13 protein-coding genes and 1 pseudogene are annotated in these 20381 nt (G+C 59.6%); 6 read left to right on the top strand and 8 right to left on the bottom strand.

Annotation, left to right across the window (positions count from 1 at the left end):
• The first annotated feature begins 159 nt into the window (after nucleotides 1-159).
• Nucleotides 160-5280, top strand: a complete 5121-nt coding sequence (locus tag ACOYXE_RS28635) for a dermonecrotic toxin domain-containing protein (protein ID WP_460927159.1) — start codon at nucleotides 160-162, stop codon at nucleotides 5278-5280.
• A gap of 54 nt (nucleotides 5281-5334) precedes the next feature.
• On the opposite strand, the gene ACOYXE_RS28630 is transcribed toward ACOYXE_RS28635, so the two are convergent.
• From ACOYXE_RS28630 to ACOYXE_RS28605, 6 genes are all read right to left on the bottom strand, one after another.
• Complete coding sequence (locus ACOYXE_RS28630; RefSeq protein ID WP_460927157.1) at nucleotides 5335-6372, bottom strand: hypothetical protein; 1038 nt, start codon at nucleotides 6370-6372, stop codon at nucleotides 5335-5337.
• A gap of 226 nt (nucleotides 6373-6598) precedes the next feature.
• Nucleotides 6599-7102, bottom strand: a complete 504-nt coding sequence (locus ACOYXE_RS28625; protein ID WP_405122949.1) for a CS1 type fimbrial major subunit — start codon at nucleotides 7100-7102, stop codon at nucleotides 6599-6601.
• Between the two features lie 33 nt (nucleotides 7103-7135).
• Entirely contained in the window at nucleotides 7136-7879 is a 744-nt protein-coding gene (locus tag ACOYXE_RS28620; protein ID WP_160059282.1) for a molecular chaperone, read from the bottom strand.
• A gap of 43 nt (nucleotides 7880-7922) precedes the next feature.
• The gene (locus ACOYXE_RS28615) at nucleotides 7923-9134 is read right to left on the bottom strand and encodes a hypothetical protein (protein WP_160059283.1); all 1212 of its coding nucleotides are present in this window, start codon (nucleotides 9132-9134) and stop codon (nucleotides 7923-7925) included.
• Nucleotides 9135-9138: 4 nt separating this feature from the next.
• Nucleotides 9139-11661 (bottom strand): CS1-pili formation C-terminal domain-containing protein, encoded by a 2523-nt coding sequence (locus ACOYXE_RS28610; RefSeq protein ID WP_160059284.1) that lies wholly within the window; start codon nucleotides 11659-11661, stop codon nucleotides 9139-9141.
• 110 nt (nucleotides 11662-11771) lie between these two features.
• Nucleotides 11772-12257, bottom strand: coding sequence for a CS1 type fimbrial major subunit (locus ACOYXE_RS28605; protein WP_160059285.1), 486 nt, complete (start codon nucleotides 12255-12257; stop codon nucleotides 11772-11774).
• Between the two features lie 508 nt (nucleotides 12258-12765).
• On the opposite strand from ACOYXE_RS28605, the gene ACOYXE_RS28600 reads away from it, so the two are divergent.
• Together ACOYXE_RS28600 and ACOYXE_RS28595 are read left to right on the top strand one after the other, a co-directional pair.
• Nucleotides 12766-13341 carry a PadR family transcriptional regulator gene (locus tag ACOYXE_RS28600; RefSeq protein WP_160059286.1) on the top strand — a complete coding sequence of 192 codons (576 nt, stop codon included), beginning with the start codon at nucleotides 12766-12768 and terminating at the stop codon, nucleotides 13339-13341.
• Nucleotides 13338-14123, top strand: a complete 786-nt coding sequence (locus ACOYXE_RS28595) for a siderophore-interacting protein (RefSeq protein ID WP_160059287.1) — start codon at nucleotides 13338-13340, stop codon at nucleotides 14121-14123. The genes ACOYXE_RS28600 and ACOYXE_RS28595 overlap by 4 nt, the downstream gene beginning before the upstream one ends.
• A 102-nt stretch (nucleotides 14124-14225) precedes the next feature.
• On the opposite strand, the pseudogene ACOYXE_RS28590 reads toward ACOYXE_RS28595, so the two are convergent.
• Nucleotides 14226-14868: pseudogene (locus ACOYXE_RS28590) on the bottom strand (Pr6Pr family membrane protein).
• A gap of 1 nt (nucleotide 14869) precedes the next feature.
• Nucleotides 14870-15100, bottom strand: coding sequence for a VF530 family protein (locus ACOYXE_RS28585; RefSeq protein ID WP_007916799.1), 231 nt, complete (start codon nucleotides 15098-15100; stop codon nucleotides 14870-14872).
• Nucleotides 15101-15400: 300 nt separating this feature from the next.
• Between ACOYXE_RS28585 and ACOYXE_RS28580 the strand changes: the two genes are divergently transcribed.
• The 3 genes from ACOYXE_RS28580 (at nucleotide 15401) to ACOYXE_RS28570 (ending at nucleotide 20311) form a co-directional block, all read left to right on the top strand.
• Complete coding sequence (locus tag ACOYXE_RS28580) at nucleotides 15401-16762, top strand: carbohydrate porin (protein ID WP_405122947.1); 1362 nt, start codon at nucleotides 15401-15403, stop codon at nucleotides 16760-16762.
• 218 nt (nucleotides 16763-16980) lie between these two features.
• Complete coding sequence (locus tag ACOYXE_RS28575; RefSeq protein WP_077574400.1) at nucleotides 16981-19392, top strand: glucose/quinate/shikimate family membrane-bound PQQ-dependent dehydrogenase; 2412 nt, start codon at nucleotides 16981-16983, stop codon at nucleotides 19390-19392.
• A 544-nt stretch (nucleotides 19393-19936) separates the two neighbouring features.
• Nucleotides 19937-20311: a DUF6124 family protein gene (locus ACOYXE_RS28570; RefSeq protein ID WP_405122946.1), complete on the top strand. Its 375-nt coding sequence runs from the start codon at nucleotides 19937-19939 to the stop codon at nucleotides 20309-20311.
• The last annotated feature ends 70 nt before the right edge of the window (nucleotides 20312-20381 follow it).

Here is a 20381-nt window from a genome sequence, read left to right as displayed (position 1 = left end):
CGTTTTTTCGCTGTAGCGGGTGGTACTTATGTATTTTTCAGATTCGAATTTTCGTCGGGTTCGCCAGCAGTAGCGCTGTTTGCCTCCCGATCTTTGAACTTTTGTTTTGCCCTGCCGTGAGTAGGCTGATCATTCCTCAACAATCAAGGATGATTGGCCATGACCCTCCCTCCCCTGCCCATCGCAATCACGGAAAAAGGGCAGCATTACGACTTCATCAAGGCAACCGTCAACGACGCGTTCAAGGGCGCCACCCTCAATCGAGGTATCGCACTGGCCGCCACGCCATTGACGATTCAGCCTTGGTACAGCACGGCCCCCCCGGCTTATCTGGCCAAGCTCTCTGCCGCCAATCTGAAGGCATGGAACTCGCAGAATCAGGTGGATCATCTGCTCGCCAGAACCGATCTTTATGCCTTCGCCGAGCCTTTGCTCAAGGCGAAGATCAAGGAACGTCATGGCATCGAACCCGACGTCAAAACCACCTATTTGCGCCTGTACATTCCCGCCGAAAAACCCTGGTACAACATCAACGTTTCCCAGGGTGTCGTTACACGCACGGTGTCGCTGCTGGACGCCGCATTGCATAACTTCGCCAGCAGTGAAACGGACGGTCATGGTTCGGATTACATCAGCAAACCCGATGAGCGTGGTTTGTTCGATGTACTGGCCATCAAACAGCACATGCCCATCAGCCAGTTCCAGGCGCTGTGCCGTGATCTGGACATTGGCGAGCAATACAAAAAACACCTGGAAAGCTACCTGTTGCCCGGCGAACCCGTCGCCGAAAGCGTCCTGCAATACAAGGTCAACAGCAGTCAGAAAGACGCCCTTGCCGTGGCCGCGCATCTGGCTCTGATCAAGGAAGAGATCCCATACGACGCCTACAAAATGGTGCTCAACCTCGCCGAGGACAAATCGCCGTTGCTGCTCAACGGCCACTCGATCCGCTGCAGCGATCTGAAACTGCTCGGTACCCGCCTGACCGGCGTGCTGCTGTTATTGCACGGCACACGGGACAGCCGTGGCGTGCGGCGCCTGATCGTCTACATCCCGCATGATCCCGATCATCCGCTCAAGGAATACGCTTCGCTCAAGGCGTTCAAGGATGAACTGACGCGCCAGTTGCGCGAGGACAAACTTTGCGCCTCGACCGGCCAGACCTATCGGCAGTTCTTCAGCCAGTTTGTCGATCAGCAGCAGCGCGGGCATTTTTTTGCCGAACTCAAGCAACGTTTGTTCATCGTCCGGTACAACCCGCGCCAGGATCCGACCGATCAACGCCCAACGTGGCGCGAGGTTCCTGTGGAGAACCCCAACCTGGAGTTCAAGAACCAACCCTTGCAAGGCGATTACTGGCGCCATGCCTACCAGCAGAAACTCAACAAGATCCTCAATGATGCCCGGGAAATCGCCGTCTCCACCGCCGACACCGACAGCAAGGCACGCTGGGCCTGGTGGGACAATTTCAAGAAGATCGTCTCGGACATTTTCAATGCGGCGCTGCTGATCGCCACACCGTTCGTGCCGGGGCTGGGCGAAGTGATGATGGCGTACACCGCTTATCAACTGACCACGGATGTCATCGAAGGCGTGGTCGATCTGGCCGAAGGTCTGTGGCAGGAAGCCGCCGGCCACGTGATCAGCGTGGTCACTGACGTCATTCAACTGGCCGCGTTCGCGGCGGGCGCGCAGATTGGCGAGGTGTTCAAGGTCAAGCTGTCGAAGCTGGTCGACAACATGAAAGCGGTCAGGCTACCCGATGGCCAACCCAGTCTGTGGCACCCGGATCTGGCCCCTTATGCGCGACAGGAACTGACCCTCTCCGCCGACTCGAAACCCGATCCCCAGGGCCTGCATGACTATGGCAAGGAGAAGCTGGTGTCGCTGGAGGGCCAGTTGTACAGCGTCGAAAAAGCCTACTCCGACGCGTACTCCAAAACCCACCACATCAAACACCCGAAACGCAGCAACGCTTACCGCCCGAAGATCGAACACAACGGCCACGGCGCCTGGCTGCATGAAGCGGAGACTCCGCAAGACTGGACCGATGCCACATTGATGCGCCGACTGGGCCACCGTGCCGAACGGTTCTCACCTTCGGAGCTGGAGCAGATCCGCATCAGCAGCGGCACCGATCACGACATGCTGCGCCAGATGCATGTGCAAAACAGCCCGCCACCACCGCTGCTGGCCGACACCCTCAAACGCGCCAGCGCTTACGACGATGTGCGTGCGGCCACCAGCGATATCCGTGCAGGCCGGCCGATCGACCCGCAAGCGGTGTGGCTGGAACCGATGCTGACTGGCTTGCCGGGTTGGCCGACCGGCAAAGCGCTGGAGGTTTACGCGGATGCCAGCCTGACCGGCTATTCGCACAAGTATGGCAACCCGCAGGCACCAGTCGCCGAGACCTTGAGCATCAGCCTAGGTGACCTCAACGCGGGCCGGCTGCCGGAGCGCGTGGTGGATTTTCTCGCCGAGGACGATCTCAAGCAGTTGCTCGGCAGCGAGGTCGCCCGTAACGAACGCGTCAGCGCACTGCGCAGTCGCCTCGCCGACGCTGTCGATGAGCGCCGCAGTGCCGTGGCCGACCGCATGTACCAGGCCACCGAACAATCCGGCAAAGTCGATTTGCGCGTGGTCAGGCGGACCTTCCCGGAACTGCCACTGCCGCTGGCGGAAAAACTCGTAGCGCAGGCCTCACCCGCTGAGCTGCAGCGTATCGCCGACGAAAACCGTCTGCCGCTGCGCCTCAAGACTCAGGCCCGCGAACTGAATTTCGAAGCCTCTGCCGTGCGCGCCTACGACGGATTCTACCGCGACGAATGGCTGACCGCCGACACCGAGCGGCTCGCGCTGAACACCTTGCGCGTGCAGACCGACACCTTTGCCGATCTGCGTATCGAAGTCCGCGATGGCAGCTATGACGGGCCATTGCGTTGCAGCGTCGGCCCCGAAGAGGCGACCACCGTCAGGCGGCTGATCCGCGACGAACATGGCCGCTACGAAGTGCTCAATGCCGACAACCGTTCGCTGCACGCCGCCGACGATTTTTACCAATCGATTCTGCAGGCCGTGCCGGCCGAAACGTTGTCGAGTGTGGGCTATCAACGCGGTCAGGGCCGCCCGCTCAAACTCTGGCTCATGGAACAATCAGCCGCGCCTGCCGAGCGTCGAGCGGTGCTGGCCGAGCCGCCGATTCGCGCGGTGGCGAGTATCGAAACCGAAACGCTGGTGCGCGGCTGGCCGCGTTGGCTACGCGGCTCGACTCCAGCGGAGCGCGTCAGTGACCTCTACCCGCGAATGCGCGCAAATGAAGTGCAGCGATTCATCGAAAAGCTGCGCATTGATGGCGATCCCGCCGAAGGCATCGAGCGTCTGGAGAAAGAACGCCAGCACTTTCAGGAAACGCTACAGAATTGGCGCCACACTTACCCTGATGAGTTGCAACCTTCCGGAGAATTTGCGCCGGGCGTCAATATGGATTTCACGCTGAACGGCGGACAGCGCGTCAGAGACCAATTGATCGCGTGCTTCGAACGCCGTAGCGAAATGCCTGGCGAACGCGGCCCGTTCCCCGGACAGGGCTACACCCTGGATCTGTCTTCGGAGTTTGTGAACGGCGATCTAATGCGCTGGTGGCGCGATTTGCGCAAGCAACCCGGCATGCAGCAACACCTCGATCAAATCACCGCGCTACGACTGGACAACCGGCATCTGCCTACCAACGCCGATGAACTGCTCGGCAGCTTTCCCAAATTACGCCAGTTGAGCGCTCGCCAATGCGGATTGACCGATATTCCTGCCAGCCTCGGGCAAATGCGTCATCTGGAGGAACTGGACCTGACGGACAACCGCATCCGCATGACGGCAGAAGCGAGCGAACGTCTGGGTGGCCTGATCCGCCTCCAGTCGCTCAACCTCAATGGCAATCCATTGCACGAACCGCCCAATGTCGCTGGCATGTACCGCTTGCGCTCGCTGAGCCTCGCCAAGACCGGCATAGAGACATGGCCCGAAGGCTTGTTCAAAGTCGGCAATGTCGATAAACACAGGCCGCGCGGTTTTATGCTCGATATGCGTTCGACGCCAATCAGAACGTTGCCCGAGGTCAAACCGGGTTCCGATCAAGCCTTCGTGCTCAGCCGCACGCGTTTCGATACAGCGAGGCTTTCGAATGAAGACCGCGTGCGGTTTGGCAACTACCGCGAGTCCACCGGTTTTGCCTTTCTGCAAGACTATTCGCGGGACGTCGCCGACGAGCTTCGTCATTGGCAGGAATTCGATAACGACGCGCAGATTTACAGCCCGTCGCAGGCACTCAGGCAGTATCGCGAAGAGTCCTGGCACGACCTGATGGATGAGCCTGATTCCGAGGGCTTTTTCAGCGTGATTCGCAAACAGCGCGAGAGCCGGGACTACCTCACCGGCGATGGACGCCGACAACTGACCCAGCGCGTCTGGGACATGATCGAAGCCGCGTCACTGGATGCGCAACTGCGTGAAAAACTGTTCAAGCAAGTCGTCTCGCCGGAAGATTGCGGGGACCTCGGCGCGCAACTGTTCAACTCGCTGGGCATCAAGGTTCTGGTGTCAAAAGCCTACGCTGCGCCAACCTCCAGCAAAGTACTGGACGAGACACTCGTGGGTTTGGCACGCAGCGCCGCCCGGTTGAAAAATGTCGGTGAAGAAGCCAAGGCCGAATTCAGCAGGCAAGAGCAACAACACCTGATCGACCCCGGCAATCCGGCCCCCGATGAAGTGGAAATCTATCTTGCGTTCGAGACCGGGCTGGCAGAAAAGCTGGAACTGCCCTGGCAATCTCAGGGCATGCTTTATGACCTGCGCTCTGGCGTGAAGGCCAAACAAATCGACCGCGCCCACGACATGATCATGAACCGGGAGAAAGGCGACGGCCTGGTCAGTGCCATGATCGATCTGGCCCCCGATAACTTCTGGGAGGAACACCTGCGCAAGACCCATCCGACGCAATACGAAACCAATGACCGTCTGTTCGAGGAAAAGCCCGGGCTGCTTGATGAGTTGCGCGAGGCCCAGGCGCAATGGGCCAATGCCACGCCCCAAACGCCGCTCAATCAGCTCGCACGGAAAATGGAGGGTCTGGCGAAACAACTGGGCATTCCCCAGGCCGATGTCTTCAGTGGCGAGGTCATGAGCGAGGCGCGCTACAACAAACTGCTCGATGACATCGGCTACGAACGCAAAGAACTGTCACGACGCCTGACCCTAGAAGCGATGATCAGCGCAGGGCTCTGAAGGCAACGGGGCGTCACTCGGCCAACCCGCAAGGCTGACCGAGCGGCACCGCGTCTAACCGACTTCGGAATCCCAGATCACCGTGATATTGCCGCGATAGGGTTTGTCCGTGGCATGTTTGATCAGCCAGTCGGTGTCCTGCTCGCCGATCTCGAAGTGCAGGGTGCCCGGCTTGCGCTCGATGTAATGCTCGGGCTGGAAGGTGCCGGAAGTTTCACGCCCCAACAGTTTGCGCCGTACCGGTTGGCCGGCGCTGTCGGTCAGGCCATTGGGCAGACTGACGCTGACGGCGACCGGGCCGGCGAAACCCGATTGACGGTCCATGATGGCGCAGCCCGAGCCTGAGCCCAAAGAGTGCTCGCACTCAAGCTTCATGGTGAATTTCGACGACGCCGAGATATGGAAGATCTGATCACGAAAAAGCCGCACAGGCTTGCGTCCACTGTCGAGCCAGCGCTGCCAGCCGCCTTGGGGCTCCAGTGCGATGTGATTGCCGCCGGGTGGGATATCCACCTTCAGGGTGTGCTGCACATCCAGGACGAAATCCAGGGTCAGGCTGCTGTCGTCCGGCTGGAACAGTTTGCCCATGTCGAAATCACGTCCTGGTCCCAGACTGTAAGTCAATGAACCGGTGTAGCGGCCCGTAGACATCGTCAGTGGGTTGGGGGTGCGCAGCTCGTAGGTGATGTCCAGCTTGTCGAAGTACATCGACGGAATATGGTAGGCCGGCACTTTGAAACAGTGGGCTTCCTGTGTGGTTTTCCAGAAGAACCGCCAGCTGTCTGCCTCGTAGGCACCAACGCCGCTGTGCCAGCAAGGGGCCGGTATGCCTTGTACCCAATTCCCCGTGACCCATAATCTGGAATGGCCTTCAAGTGCATTGTTGCCACCAGCCAGCCGCACCGCCGGATGACTCAGTACATATTTGGAGCCCATGCCAGTGATGCGTATTTCCAGGGATTGCGTTTCCTGCGTCTGGCTGTTTGTCACGGTCAGACGCCGCAAATTGGCGGGCGCTTTTACCGCCGCCCAGTCAAAGAGATCCAGATAGCGAGTTGAGCGGAACCGTACGGGCAATTCGATGCTGAACATTCCGTGACTTTCACACTGACCTGGATAGGTCGCGCAATAACCGCTGTTCGGCGTTTTGTTGACGAACGTATTCTTGTCCGGACCTGGAAGAATCCGGTTGAAACAAGGCGCGGATTTCCTGATTGATCGCCTGCGCCTGCGGGCTGCTCAACACGGCCAGCACCCCCAGCCAAATGTACCTTTTCATTATTCGTCCTGCCTCTGATGAGCCTGATCTGTGTTGCTTTCATTGCGCATCCGGCGCCCGCGCGTTGAACAGCAACACCACGTTGCCGTTGTAATCCCCGGAGCGATAACCGCCGACGGGTTCGATCGGTTCGATTTTCAACGCCACGCGTTTGCCGGTGGCGGCTTCCTCCTGCGAGAGCACTTGGCGAGGGATGATGTGCGAGCTCAATTCGACGCCATTGAAGGTGACCTGCAGCTCGATGATTTCGCCGGGGCGGCCGTTTTCCAGGAACGGCTCGGCCCCCAGGCGTGCCTCGATCGCGCTGCTGTCATGGCGCACATCGAAATTTTTCTCAAGGCCGCCGAGCCTGGCGCGCGGGTAATCCCAAGCCAGACGTTGCGGGCGATGAATCCAGTCCGGCTCGACCGGAATGATGTAGAACGGGCGACTGGGAATGGTCAGGGACACTTCGAAGGTATGTTCTTCGCGCGCGGCCCACGCCCCCGCGCCAGTCAGCGCGGTGGCGGCCAACAGCGCGCCGGCGATGGTTTGCTTGATCATGTGGGTTACCCGATGCGTCATTGGAAAAACTGCCTAGCGACTGGCGATCTTCATGGTTTTTTTCTCGCTGCCTTCGATCAGGAAGAAGCGGTATTCGCGACCTTTCTCTTTATCGAAGGCAAAGGTTTTGCCGGCCAGCACATGGTGTTTGGTGGTGGCGCCGCAGTCGGCTTCCTTGGTCAGCGAACAGCTTTTGAACTCGTCGACGATGATCACGGTGTTGCCGTCGTTGCGCAGTTCGTAACGGCTGTCGGTGTCGTTGACGACCGTGGCGAAGCGGGCATCCTTGGGCCGCACAAAGAAGATCGTGCCGAAACCGGTCATGACGTTGACGCCCGCCGTGAGGGACTTCTTGTAGTCGTCGCGCTCTTCGCTGCTGACGACAAAATCGTCTTCCTGTTCCGGCACCACCGGAACGAAACGCACACGGAAATAGCGCTCGCGATCACGCGCGCCCATGTACAACAGCCGCGTGCCCTGCATGCCTTGGGCCGGCACGATCAATCGCGCCGGACTGGCCATCAGGCCATTGCGCGAGGCACCGTCGGCGGCATTTTCGACGGCAATTTCCTGTGGGGTGCCATCGGCGCCGTAAACGATTTCCAGCACATTGATCTTGACGAACGCGGTGGCGTCACCGCTGTTGAATACCCGTTTGAGGTAGGTACTTTTGTCGGCATCGAGATAGTCGTACACAGTGCCGACATTGATCTGCGGTCCAGCCTGCGCTGTCAGGCAAAACACGCTGAGCAGGCTCAGCAGAAAACCACGGTTCATCGTCTTCAACTCCTGAATAGTGAAAATGGCCCGGCGGGAGCAGTCACGCTTCCGAGTCCCAGATAATGGTGATGTTGCCGCGCAGCCGGTCGTTCTTGCCGGGTTGAAGCAGGAAATTGATCGCGAACGGGGTCATGTCGAAATGCAACGTGCCCGGCTTGCGATCGATATACAGCCCAGGCTGGAAAGGCCCGATCCAATTGTTGAACCTCAAGGGCAGTCGGGTGGCGGTGTTGCCGCCGGAATGGGTGATGCCTGCTGGCAGAGTCATGAAAACTTCAACCTCGGCGGTATCGCCTTTCGGGCTGCCAAGGCTGCAAGCGTTGCCTCCCTGCGAGTTGCACAGCAGCATCACTTTGAACCGTGATGAAGCCGAAATGAAAAACGGTTGATCGCGGAAGATTCTTTTCGGCTTGCGCCCGCTGTCGATCCAGCCGGCCCACCCGCCTTCGGGTTCCAGTGACACCTGATTGCCACCCGGTGGCAGATCGATCTTGAGGGTGTGCTGCACGTCGAGCACGAAGTCCAGGGTCAGGCTGTCGTCGTCCGGTTGAAAATCGGCGCCCATACTGAAATCGCCACCGCTGCCAAGGCTGTAGGTCATTGAGCCGGTATACAGCCCCGACGACATGCTCAGCGGATTGGGCGTGCGCAGTTCATAAGCAAAGTCGAGGGTGTCGAAGTACATCGGCCCGATGACCGCCGTAGACTTCTTGACGCAGTGCGCCTCCTCAGGGGTTTTCCAGAAAAACCGGTAGCTGGCAGGATAGGGCACACCGACGCCGCTGTACCGGCAGGGCGCAGCGGCGTAGACCCAACTGCTGCTTTCCCAGAGTCGCTGGTGGCCCAGCAGTTCGTCATCCACGCCGACCAGTTCGTGTGCCGGGCGAGTCAGCACATATTTAGAACCGATACCGCTAATACGCACTTCAACGGTTTCCGTCTCCTGCGTTTCCGTGTTTGTCACCGTCAGTCGCCGCCAATTGGCAGGGGCTTTGATCCCGACGCCCCAATTGGCGCCAATATGATTGGCACTGAAACGAACCGGCAATTGAATGCTGAACATGCCGTTTTCTACACACTGATTCGGAAAAGTGGCGCAGTACCCGCTGTTCGGGGTCTTGTTGACGAACACGTTCTTGTTCGGCTGCGAAGGATCCGGCTGGAACATCGCGCGAATTTCATGACTGGCCGCCTGCGCCGTGGCAACAGCCAGCGTCAGCGCCAATCCCAAGCTTCCTGCTAATAATTTCATCCCTTCAACCCGCCTTCTGTTCTGTGGTCGTCACGTCGGCCAGCGTGTCCGGCGTGCATCGCAGGTCGCCGATCATCAACACATTGTTTTCGCTGCGGTGGCTGTCGGCATCGAGGCGGAACTGACAGAGCAACTGATTGCCCTGACGCACTTCCAGAGTCGGTGAGCCGGCATTCATTTCCATCGAGAAGAAGCCGTCGACTTCGGTCACGCCTCGGCTGGCGTGGTTGATCACGTGATGGCCCTTGAGCGGTCGTCCTTGCTCGTCAATCAGCCGGCCGAGCACGGTCAGGGTTTTCATCACGCGCACCTTGCGATACTCCACGCCGCCCTTGTTCAGGTGATAACGGCTGCGCGCCGGCTCGATGGTGGCCGCCGGTACGTTGTTGCCTTCGAAGTCGAAGCTCACCGAGCTGTTCTGATACGCCGTGATCGGGATGAAATTGCGCCCCGGTTTCAAGGCCGCCCCGCCGCCGCTGTAATCGTCGGCCCGCAGGACGATGTCCTCGATGTCCGACTCAACGTCGACGATCAACCCGGCGCCGCGCACCTCGCTCTGGCTGGTCATGAGCATTTGCTGGCCGCCGACCACCAGCGTGCTGTCGACGTTGAGGCCGCCGGTGAAATTGCCGTTGTAGGACGAACGCTGGACAAACGCATCGCCATTGACCGCATCGGTGCGGAAATTGGTCAGGCTGGACATGCCCAGGCCATAGGTGTCGGTGAGTGCGGTGACTGACACGCTTTGCAGCACGTGATCCTTGAAATCCTTGCGCCAGCCGAGCGAGGCATTGTTGTCACGCGCGCCGTCGCGGGCCGTACGTGAGCCGATGCTGCCGGTGATCTGCTGACCCGGGGCGCCGAGTGCGAGGTTGACGCTCAGGTCGACCCCGCGATTGCGCGCATCGCCACTGCTGTAGCTGCCCGGCCGATCGAACAGCGACAGGCGCCAACTGGCATCGCTGCCAAACAGCTCGGTGCGCTGGGTCCAGCCCAGGTCCACGCCCATGCCTTCGACGTTGCCTTCGCTGTGGGCAATCCGCGCATTGACCGAACTTTTGCTGGTGAGCCGATGGTTGAGCGCCAGCGAGGAGTTGCTGGTCTGGCCGACAAATACATTGCGCGGGCGAACGCGGGTGCCGTCGGGCAAGGTGTCGTAGGTGTACGTGGTGTCGAGCCAACTGCGGGTGTGGCTGACCACCACGCTGCCCGAGCCGTAGTTATAGAGGCTTTGCAGGTCGAGACCGGTGCCGTAGTCCTCGGTTTTATAGACGTTGGCATAGAGGCTGATGTGATTGGCCAGGGTCCAGTCGACCGAGGTGCCGTACTGCAGCTTTTCACGAATCTGCCGCGCCGACAGACCGAGAATCACCCGAGGATGCAGCAGATAGTTCACCGAGGCGCCGGCCGTGGGGCTTCCGCTGGACTGGGTGTCCCAGTTGCTCAGCAACTTCTTTTCTTCGCCGGCGAACAGGTTGTAGCGCCAGCGCTCGTCGAGGTTGCGCCAGTTGTTGGGCTTGTACACCAACTCCTGGGTGGTGGAAGTGATCTGGCCGTCTTCGATCAGGCGCACTTCCACTTCGTAAATGCCACCGGGCAACGGCCGGGTATCGAGAGTCTGCAAACCGGCCGGCACTGATTGGGTGTTGATCAACAGACCATCGCGCCAGATTTCCACCGAACCCTGGCGGTTGGCGGTGACATAGATCGGATAAACGCTGGGCATCGGACTGTTGATGGCCAGACTGTCGGAGCTGCCATACATGACGCCGACGGCGGTGTCGGGGCTGGTGCCGAACGTGCGCGGCTGGCGGGTCAGCCCTTCGGAATTAGGGGTGAAATAGCCCAGACGGAAAAAACTGCCTTGCAGTTCGCGCTGGGTGTGTAACTCGTGGATTGCGTGATAAAGCTTGTCGTCCGGGCCACCGAGACGGGCCATTTGCAGGTTGAGCGTCTGGCTCCAGTTGCCCAGGCTTGAGCTGGCTTCAAGACCGAAGCGCCCACCAAGATCCTGATCCTGACCGCCATTGAGATTGAGCTGGTTACGCACCATCAAACCACTGCTGCCGCCTTCGGGCTGCTCGTAGTAGCGCTTGGCGGCCACATCGCGCTCAGCGTTTTCGGTGGCGATCGATACCAGCGAGTTTTCCAGGTTGTAGTGCACCGCCAGAAACTGATCCGGGCACGAACCGCTGCACGCCCCCAAGGGCACGCCGGGTTTGAGAAAGCTCGCCCACTTTTCCCGTTCGGCAGGGCCGAAACGGTTTTCGCTGGTGTCGGTGAATTCGAGCAGGGTGATGCGATCATCGCGGGACAACACCACCATGGCCTCGCCCAGCGGTTGTTGGTCGACTTCGACCCGCACCGCCAGAGGCACATCAAAGAAATGCTCCTCGAAATCCGCCGGCAAACCTTTGGCCTGCGCCAACAGACTGCGAGGTGTCGTACCGGCGTTGCTGGAAGCCACGGCTGCGCTGGCACAAAACAACAGCGCAAGCGCAGCCGCGATGGGTGTCATCGGGAACATGAACTCGTACTCTGATTACAAACAATGGAAGTCCGACGGGGCAAACACTTGTGCCTGCCCCGTCGGTTAACGCCGCTGTAGGGTCGGGCGCTTAATGCGTGTTCACGCGATCAGTTGACCGGTGGCACTGCATCAAAAATCATCGCCACGGAACCGGTGTAATCACCCGGCTGGAAGTTGCTGCCACGGGCGCTGATTTTCAGCGGGGCGCGATAGTTGACGTCCGACTCGGATTCACCCACGACCATTTGCGGGGTCAGGGTCAGTTCCTTGTTGTTGAGCAGGACTTGCAGGTCGATGGAAGTGTTGCCGGCCACCAGTTTCGGCTGACTCTCAAGGCTGGCGTGTACCGAACCGTTGTTGTTGCGCACATCGAAGAAGCCGTTGACGTCGCGCATCTTGCCAGTGGTCGGCTGATAGCTCATGTCCTGATCCTTGTTGACCAGATCCGGATCGGTCGGCACGACATAGAAACCGTTGGTCGGCACATGCGCGACAAGGCTGATCGAGTGCGACGCTTCACCAGCGGCGAATGCGCCAGTGGAACCCAGTGCCAGAAGAGCCAGTGGAGCGGCGATTGCGAGTTTCTTGAACATCGTTATGTACCTGTTTTCTTGATAGGGGGATGAGCATTAAAAGTTCAAGAAGTTGAGTGCCCGAATCTCTGCCCGAGTTGCGTCAGATCAACTTGAACTTTCAATGCCGGGGCATCATCGGCTGTTGTCTCTGGAATGTAAGCAGGCAACTTCCGACAACCTCGTAGTTAATCAACCCTATGACCCGCAAGAAAAAAGAACAAAAAACAGCCATTCGAAACAGTGACTGTAAGTTCCACCCTACAGACAGTTTCAGCTAAAAAACCATACAGCAACTTTGCCCTTCCAGTACGGCAACTTATTGCTATTTAGAACATATACTCTACAGCGAATAGAGCGATGACTTTAACTTTCAAGTTATCGTTTCCGACAACCGGGCGAAATTCGCTGCTTGCGCCTGAAGCGCTTTTGCCGCTCGTCAGCCGAGGCCCTTTCTCGGGAAAAAACGTCTTGCAAGCTCATTAAGATATATCTTAAGTTGTATCTAAACACGACGAGAGAAGACAAAATGAGAGACCATCATTCCCCCCACCGCGAACACGGCGACGGCCGTGACGGCTTCGAAAAACGCCCTGGACGCGAGCGCGGCGGCCGTGGCCCACGGGTGTTTGCCCCCGGTGACCTGAAATTGCTGCTGCTGGCGCTGGTCGCCGAGCAGCCGTGCCACGGCTACGACCTGATCCGCCAGATCGAGGGCATGTTCGACGGCGCCTACAGCCCAAGCCCGGGCGTGATCTACCCGACCCTGACCTTTCTCGAAGAAAGCGAGCTGATCACCGGCGACGCCGAGGGCGGCAAGAAACGTTACAGCGTCACCGACGCCGGTCGTTTGTCTTTAAGCGAACAAGCCGTGGCGCTGGATGGCGTGCGCATGCGTATCGATGTGAGCAAACGCTCACTGCGCGGCCATGATCGTCCGCCGGAAATCCATGAGGCTGTGCATAACCTGCGCCACGCCTTGCAGATGCATCACGGCCGTTGGAGCGAGGCAGAAATCCTGCGCGTGCGTGACCTGCTCAACGACACCGCCAAAGCCATCGTCGACGGCCCTGCCGTGCAACCTGTTTCGGAGAAAAGCCAATGACTGCAGTCGATAGCCAAACCATTCATCGCGTGATGCACGAAATCAAACGCCGCAAACTGGAAGTCCTGCGCGTGGTCGACCTTACCCCGCGCATGCGCCGCATCACCCTCGGCGGGCCGGAGTTGGCCGGGTTCATCAGCCTCGGCACCGACGACCACGTCAAACTGTTGTTCCCGCAGAATGCCGAACAGGCTGCAGCCCTCGAAACCATGGTGCTCGGCGCCGGCAAGGACGATGGGCCGAAACCGGAAATGCGCGACTACACCCCGCGTCGTTACGACCTTGATGCCCTGGAACTGGACATCGATTTCGTCCTGCACGGTGACGGTCCTGCGTCGACCTGGGCTGAGCAAGCCAAGCCAGGACAATTCCTGCACATCGGCGGCCCGCGCGGCTCGATGATCGTCCCGGACATTTTCGACAGCTACCTGCTGATCGGCGACGAAACCGCCCTGCCCGCCATCGCCCGCCGCCTCGAAGGCCTCGCGGCCAATCGCAAGGCGCTGGTGGTGATAGAAGTGGAGAACGGCGCCGAACAGCAAGTGCTGGAGAGCGCGGCGCAGGTCAATGTGATCTGGGTGTTGCGCGAAGGGAGCAAGGACAACCTGCTGGCGACGGTGAAGCAATTGCAGGTGCCCACGGGCAATCTGTATGCGTGGGTCGCGACCGAAACGAAAGTTTCACGGCAGATTCGCCGGGTGCTGATCGATGAGCATGGGCTGGATGAGCAACTCATCAAAGCCGTCGGCTACTGGCGCGCCGAGGGATCCGAAGAAGAGTGATATCCCTTGTAGGAGTGAGCCTGCTCGCGATAGCGGAGTGTCAGTCAATAAATTTGCAACTGTTCCACCGCCATCGCGAGCAGGCTCACTCCTACAGGTGCTTTAACTTCGTACGGCTTGCCAGCGGTCGAGGCCGATGACCACCAAGCCAATCCCCACAAACCCCAGCAATATCCCCCCGGCATTGACCAGCACCTGTGGATAACCCAACACCGCCACATCAATGAACGGATACGCATACGCGCCAAGCAAATGCCCGCGCAGCAAGGCGTAAATGAAATACACCAGCGGATAAATCAGCCACACCGGCAGATGCCACCAGCGCAAGGTGCCCTTGGGCACGCACAACCACCAATAACCCAGAAACAGCAACGGCATCACGTCGTGCAGCAGTTCATCGGCAATAAATTGCCAACCTTCCGGGTGCCACAAATGCCGCAGCAAAATGCTGTAGGCCCAGCCCGACCACAGCAATGCTCACGGTAATCCCGCTGCTGACCCACGGCTGTAAAAACCAGCGGCGTGGAGCTGATTCGCGAGCGGTCACGGCACAGGTCAGCACCGTCGCCACTAGCGTATTGGTCAAAATCGTGAAGTAACTGAAAAAGCTCACCAGCCCGCCCAACAGGCTGGCGCCGACGCTCAAGCGCGCGAAAAAAATCAGGTAAAGCTGAATGCCCAACCCCGCCCAGCCCAGTATGGCTGCGCAGGTGATCAGGCGACGACGCCAACAACCGGCGTCCATGTCAGAGCGGTCGCTTGGTGCGCATCAACTTCACGTATAAACGCTCGACCTTCTCCCGCGCCCACGGGGTTTTACGCAGGAACGTCAGGCTCGACTTGATGCTCGGATCGCTCTTGAAGCAGCGGATATCAATGCGCTCAGCCAGCCCCGACCATTCGTAATGGCTCACCAAGGCATTGAGGATCTGTTCGAGGGTGACGCCGTGCAGCGGATCGGGGGTTTGTTCGTTCATGCCAGGCCTTTGGGCGAAGTGAAAATGCAGAAGCCGCGCACCTTAGCCGAGGGGGTGTCCGGGTGGAAGGCCTACCTTCAAATGTAGGCCAACCTGAAAAGATCGCAGGCCGCGAACCGGCCGACAATGCGCCCGTTTGCCGCACTGTTACCGAATCCGAAACGCTGCATGTTCACAAAAGGCCTTTGTCTTTTTGTAACAGATCATTATCCTGCCGCCCTTCCGCTGAATCGCTTCACTGCCTGCGACTTATTGAAGCACTCAGCCCGCACCCCGACAACACCAAAAAAAGACTTAGCCATGCCCGATTTTTCCTTCTCCCGAGACAGCGCTATCTCAACCCTGCGCCTGATTGGCGGCTGCACCGCTCTCGGCCTCGCCACCAGCGTCCAAGCGGCGCCCGCGTTCGACAGTGAATCACCGTACATGCTCGGTGACTGGAACGGCACGCGCACCGAACTCTCGGAAAAAGGCTACGACTTCAAGCTCGATTACACCGGCGAAATGGGCAGCAACCTGCACGGTGGCTACGATCACGACCGCACCGCGCGTTACAGCGATCAGTTCGGCTTGGGCACGCACCTCGACCTGCAAAAGATCCTCGGCTGGGAAGACGCCGAGTTTCAACTGACCATCACCAAACGCAGCGGCAACAACATCAGCAACGACCGCATCAACGATCCGCGCGTTGGCGGCTTCACCTCGGCCCAGGAAGTCTGGGGCCGTGGCCAGACCACGCGCCTGACGCAGATGTGGTACCAGCAGAAATTCTTCGATCAGAAACTCGACATCAAGGTCGGACGCTTCGGCGAAGGCGAAGACTTCAACAGCTTCCCGTGCGACTTCCAGAACCTCGCGTTCTGCGGTTCGCAGGTCGGCAACTGGGTCGGCGGCATCTGGTACAACTGGCCGGTCAGCCAATGGGCGCTGCGCGTCAAATATCACCTGACCCCGGAGCTGTATGCACAGGTCGGCGCCTACGAGCAGAACCCGTCGAACCTCGATCGCGGCAATGGCTTCAAACTCAGCGGTAGCGGCACGCAGGGCGCGATCTTGCCGATCGAACTGGTGTGGACGCCGAAGCTCAACGGCCTGGCGGGCGAATACCGCGCTGGTTATTACTACAGCAATGCGAAGGCCAGCGACGTCTATAAAGACAGCCACGGCCAACCGGCGGCTCTCAGTGGCGAAGCCTATCGCAGCGCGTCGAGCAAACACGGCGTGTGGCTGGGTATTCAGCAGCAGATCACCAGCATCGCCAGCGATAACTCGCGCGGCCTCAGCGTGTTCGCCAACGGCACCATGCACGACAAGAAAACCAACGCGATCGACAACTACGTGCAGGCCGGTATCACCTACAAAGGCCCGTTCGACGCGCGCGCCAAGGATGACATCGGTTTCGCCCTCGCCCGCGTGCACGTCAACCCGGCCTTCCGCAAAAACGCCGAAGCCAGTAACCGCGCCAACGCCGTTTACGACTATGACGATCCGTCGTTCCTGCCGCCGCAAGACACCGAATACAGCGCCGAGCTGTATTACGGCGTGCACGTGACCAACTGGCTGACCGTACGCCCGAACCTGCAATACATCCGCCACCCCGGTGGCGTGAACAACGTCGACGACGCCCTGATCGGCGGGATCAAGATCCAGTCCTCGTTCTAAAGCACACCACGGATCAAATGTAGGAGTGAGCCTGCTCGCGATAGCGGTAAGTCAGCCACCACAGATATTGCCTGACACACCGCCATCGCGAGCAGGCTCACTCCTACAGATAAATTTCGTTAGCTAGACAAGTTTTTATCTGAACCATGCCTGTGCCAAATCGTCATCTAAAGTGACTACAGCGCGGGACTACATAAAACGTCACGGAGAATCACACTATGAGCACCGAAAGTGCTTCGAGTCGGGGCCGTTTGCTACCGAGCCTGCTCGGCATTCTGCTTCTACTGATGGGCCTGGCCATGTTGGCCGGTGGGGTCAAGCTGAGCATGCTCGGCGGCTCGCTGTACTACCTGCTGGCCGGTATCGGCATTGCGCTGAGCGGCATCCTGCTGCTGATGCGCCGTCGCGCGGCGCTGGGCCTGTACGCCATCGTCTTGTTTGCCAGCACCGTTTGGGCGCTGTGGGAAGTCGGTCTGGACTGGTGGCAACTGGTGCCACGTCTGGCCCTGTGGTTTGTCCTCGGCTTCGTGATGTTGCTGCCGTGGTTCCGTCGTCCGCTGCTGCTTAACGGCCCGGCGCCGATGGGCACTGGCGGTCTGACCGTCGCTGTGGTGCTGGCCGGCGTCACCGCTTTGGCCAGCCTGTTCACCCACCCGGGTGAAACCTTCGGTGAACTGGGCCGCGACACCGCGGACACCACCAGCACCGCGCCAGCCATGCCCGATGGCGACTGGCAGGCCTATGGCCGCACCGAGTTCGGTGACCGTTACTCGCCGCTGAAGCAGATCACCCCGGCCAACGTCGGCAAGCTGCAAGAAGCCTGGCGCATCCAGACCGGCGACCTGCCGACCGCTGATGACCCGGTTGAGCTGACCAACGAAAACACCCCGCTGAAAGCCAACGGCATGATCTACGCCTGCACCGCGCACAGCAAAGTGTTGGCACTGGATCCGGACACCGGCAAAGAACTGTGGCGCTTCGACCCGCAGATCAAGAGCCCGGTCGGCTTCAAAGGCTTCGCGCACATGACTTGCCGTGGCGTGTCGTACTACGACGAAGCCGCTTACGCGAAAACTGAAAACGCAGCCTCGGCGGTGATTTCCGAAGCTGGCAAAGCCGTTGCTCAGGCCTGCCCGCGTCGTCTGTACCTGCCAACTGCTGATGCCCGTCTGATCGCCCTGAACGCCGACACCGGCAAGATCTGCGAAGGCTTCGGCAACAAAGGCGTGGTTGACCTGACCCAAGGCATCGGCCCGTTCACCGCTGGCGGCTACTACTCCACCTCGCCAGCGGCGATTACCCGTGATCTGGTGATCATGGGCGGTCACGTTACCGACAACGAATCGACCAACGAGCCATCGGGCGTGATTCGCGCCTTCGACGTGCGCGACGGCCACCTCGTATGGAACTGGGACAGCGACAAGCCAGACGCCACCGAGCCTTTGGCACCGGGCGAAACCTACAGCCGCAACTCGGCGAACATGTGGTCGCTGGCCAGTGTCGACGAAAAACTCGGCATGGTTTACCTGCCACTGGGCAACCAGACCCCAGACCAGTGGGGCGCTGACCGCACCCCGGGCGCCGAGAAATTCAGCGCCGGTGTAGTTGCTCTGGACCTGGCCACCGGTAAAGTGCGCTGGAACTACCAGTTCACTCACCACGACCTGTGGGACATGGACGTTGGCAGCCAGCCAACCCTGCTCGACATGAAAACCGCCGATGGCGTGAAACCTGCGCTGATCGCCCCGACCAAGCAGGGCAGCCTGTACGTCCTCGACCGTCGTGACGGCACGCCGATCATTCCGATCAAGGAAATCCCGGTACCGCAAGGCGCCGTGAAAGGCGACCACACCGCACCGACCCAGGCCCGTTCGGACCTCAACCTGCTGGCCCCGGAACTGACCGAAAAAGCCATGTGGGGCGCGAGCCCGTTCGACCAGATGCTGTGCCGCATCCAGTTCAAAGAACTGCGTTACGAAGGCCAGTACACCCCACCGTCGGAACAGGGCAGCCTGATCTATCCGGGTAACGTTGGTGTGTTCAACTGGGGCGGCGTCTCGGTCGACCCGGTTCGCCAAATGCTGTTCACCAGCCCGAACTACATGGCTTTCGTTTCGAAAATGGTGCCACGCGAGCAAGTCGCCGCCGGCAGCAAACGCGAAAGCGAAACCGCTGGCGTGCAACCGAACACCGGCGCGCCATACGCGGTGATCATGCACCCGTTCATGTCGCCATTCGGCGTACCGTGCCAGGCCCCGGCCTGGGGTTACGTTGCCGGTATCGACCTGACCACCAGCAAAGTCGTGTGGAAACGCAAAAACGGCACCAGCCGCGACAGCTCGCCAATCCCGATCGGCTTCACTTTGGGCGTGCCTAGCATGGGCGGCTCGATGGTCACGGCTGGCGGCGTCGGCTTCCTCAGCGGCACCCTCGACCAGTACCTGCGCGCGTACGACGTGAACAGCGGTAAAGAGCTGTGGAAATCGCGTCTGCCGGCAGGTGGCCAAGCGACTCCGATGACCTACACCGGCAAGGACGGCAAGCAATACGTGCTGCTGGTTGTCGGCGGTCACGGCTCGCTGGGCACCAAAATGGGTGACTACGTGATTGCGTACAAACTGCCGGAATAAGTTTTAGCGGCGGTAAAAATGAAGGCGATGTCTCGTGAGGGACATCGCCTTTTTTGTGCACGCCATTTCTGCATACACCTGAGGACCCTGTGGGAGCGAGCCTGCTCGCGAAGGCGTCAGCACATTCAACATCTACGGTGCCTGACACACCGCTTTCGCGAGCAGGCTCGCTCCCACAGGTTGAAAAGTGTTTATCTGTGGGAAAGGTACTCGTCCTACAGACGTTGAAAGTGGCGCGGAGTTTTCCGACAAGTCGCGTCGGTTGTGCCTCGGAAATCGGCTGGATAGGCTCTGGGGGTCGCTGCAAATTCAGCGAACGGGCGTCGCGGCCCGAGCAGTTCATTCGATTTGATGCATAATCGCCAGCCCAAACTGAAGCGCTCAGGTGCTTTTTGTTTGGTTTGATGGTGGCTGTGCGCGGGATACCTTCGGGTATGCCGAGATTGCCGAATGGCTCGGTCCGCGAACCCGCGTACAGCTGCCACCCTCCGTCGCGTCGCGGTGATTGAGAGTGATAGCCCCACTTATCATTCGGAGTTACACCATGAAAAAGCCGACACCCAATCCCCCCGAAACCAACGACACCTCGCCCTACGAATCCCCCGATTCCAAGAAATTCCACGAAGCCGCCGAACGCGCCCTCGACCACTACCTCAAACCCAACGCCTTGACCCTGCGTTTCCACAAACCCAGCACCATGTTCCAGGTCGCCCCCGAACAGGACAGCGAAAGCCTGCTGGTCCACGCCTGCGAATCCCTGGCCCAGGCCAGCCTGATGACAAGCGACATCGCCGCCTACATCGACCTGCCGCAACGGCGGACGATTCTGGCGATTCAGCAGATCATCATGCTCGCCGAACTGGCGGTGAACCGCGTGCTGGATAACCACGAAATCCCGCAACCCCCAACACACAGCTAACCCCCTGTGGGAGCGAGCCGGCTCGCGAAGGCGTCAGCCCATTCAGCCGTTTGAGTGACTGACACAGTGC

The organism is Pseudomonas sp. MC6 (assembly GCF_054790575.1).
This window is presented reverse-complemented; position numbering and strand designations above follow the sequence as displayed.

Excerpts from the sequence above, each read along its gene's own strand:
- ACOYXE_RS28635 (WP_460927159.1), top strand. The coding sequence starts at position 160 with ATGACCCTCCCTCCCCTGCCCATCGCAATCACGGAAAAAGGGCAGCAT.
- ACOYXE_RS28630 (WP_460927157.1), bottom strand. The coding sequence starts at position 6,372 with ATGTTCAGCATCGAATTGCCCGTACGGTTCCGCTCAACTCGCTATCTG.
- ACOYXE_RS28625 (WP_405122949.1), bottom strand. The coding sequence starts at position 7,102 with ATGATCAAGCAAACCATCGCCGGCGCGCTGTTGGCCGCCACCGCGCTG.
- ACOYXE_RS28620 (WP_160059282.1), bottom strand. The coding sequence starts at position 7,879 with ATGAACCGTGGTTTTCTGCTGAGCCTGCTCAGCGTGTTTTGCCTGACA.
- ACOYXE_RS28615 (WP_160059283.1), bottom strand. The coding sequence starts at position 9,134 with ATGAAATTATTAGCAGGAAGCTTGGGATTGGCGCTGACGCTGGCTGTT.
- ACOYXE_RS28610 (WP_160059284.1), bottom strand. The coding sequence starts at position 11,661 with ATGTTCCCGATGACACCCATCGCGGCTGCGCTTGCGCTGTTGTTTTGT.
- ACOYXE_RS28605 (WP_160059285.1), bottom strand. The coding sequence starts at position 12,257 with ATGTTCAAGAAACTCGCAATCGCCGCTCCACTGGCTCTTCTGGCACTG.
- ACOYXE_RS28600 (WP_160059286.1), top strand. The coding sequence starts at position 12,766 with ATGAGAGACCATCATTCCCCCCACCGCGAACACGGCGACGGCCGTGAC.
- ACOYXE_RS28595 (WP_160059287.1), top strand. The coding sequence starts at position 13,338 with ATGACTGCAGTCGATAGCCAAACCATTCATCGCGTGATGCACGAAATC.
- ACOYXE_RS28585 (WP_007916799.1), bottom strand. The coding sequence starts at position 15,100 with ATGAACGAACAAACCCCCGATCCGCTGCACGGCGTCACCCTCGAACAG.
- ACOYXE_RS28580 (WP_405122947.1), top strand. The coding sequence starts at position 15,401 with ATGCCCGATTTTTCCTTCTCCCGAGACAGCGCTATCTCAACCCTGCGC.
- ACOYXE_RS28575 (WP_077574400.1), top strand. The coding sequence starts at position 16,981 with ATGAGCACCGAAAGTGCTTCGAGTCGGGGCCGTTTGCTACCGAGCCTG.
- ACOYXE_RS28570 (WP_405122946.1), top strand. The coding sequence starts at position 19,937 with ATGAAAAAGCCGACACCCAATCCCCCCGAAACCAACGACACCTCGCCC.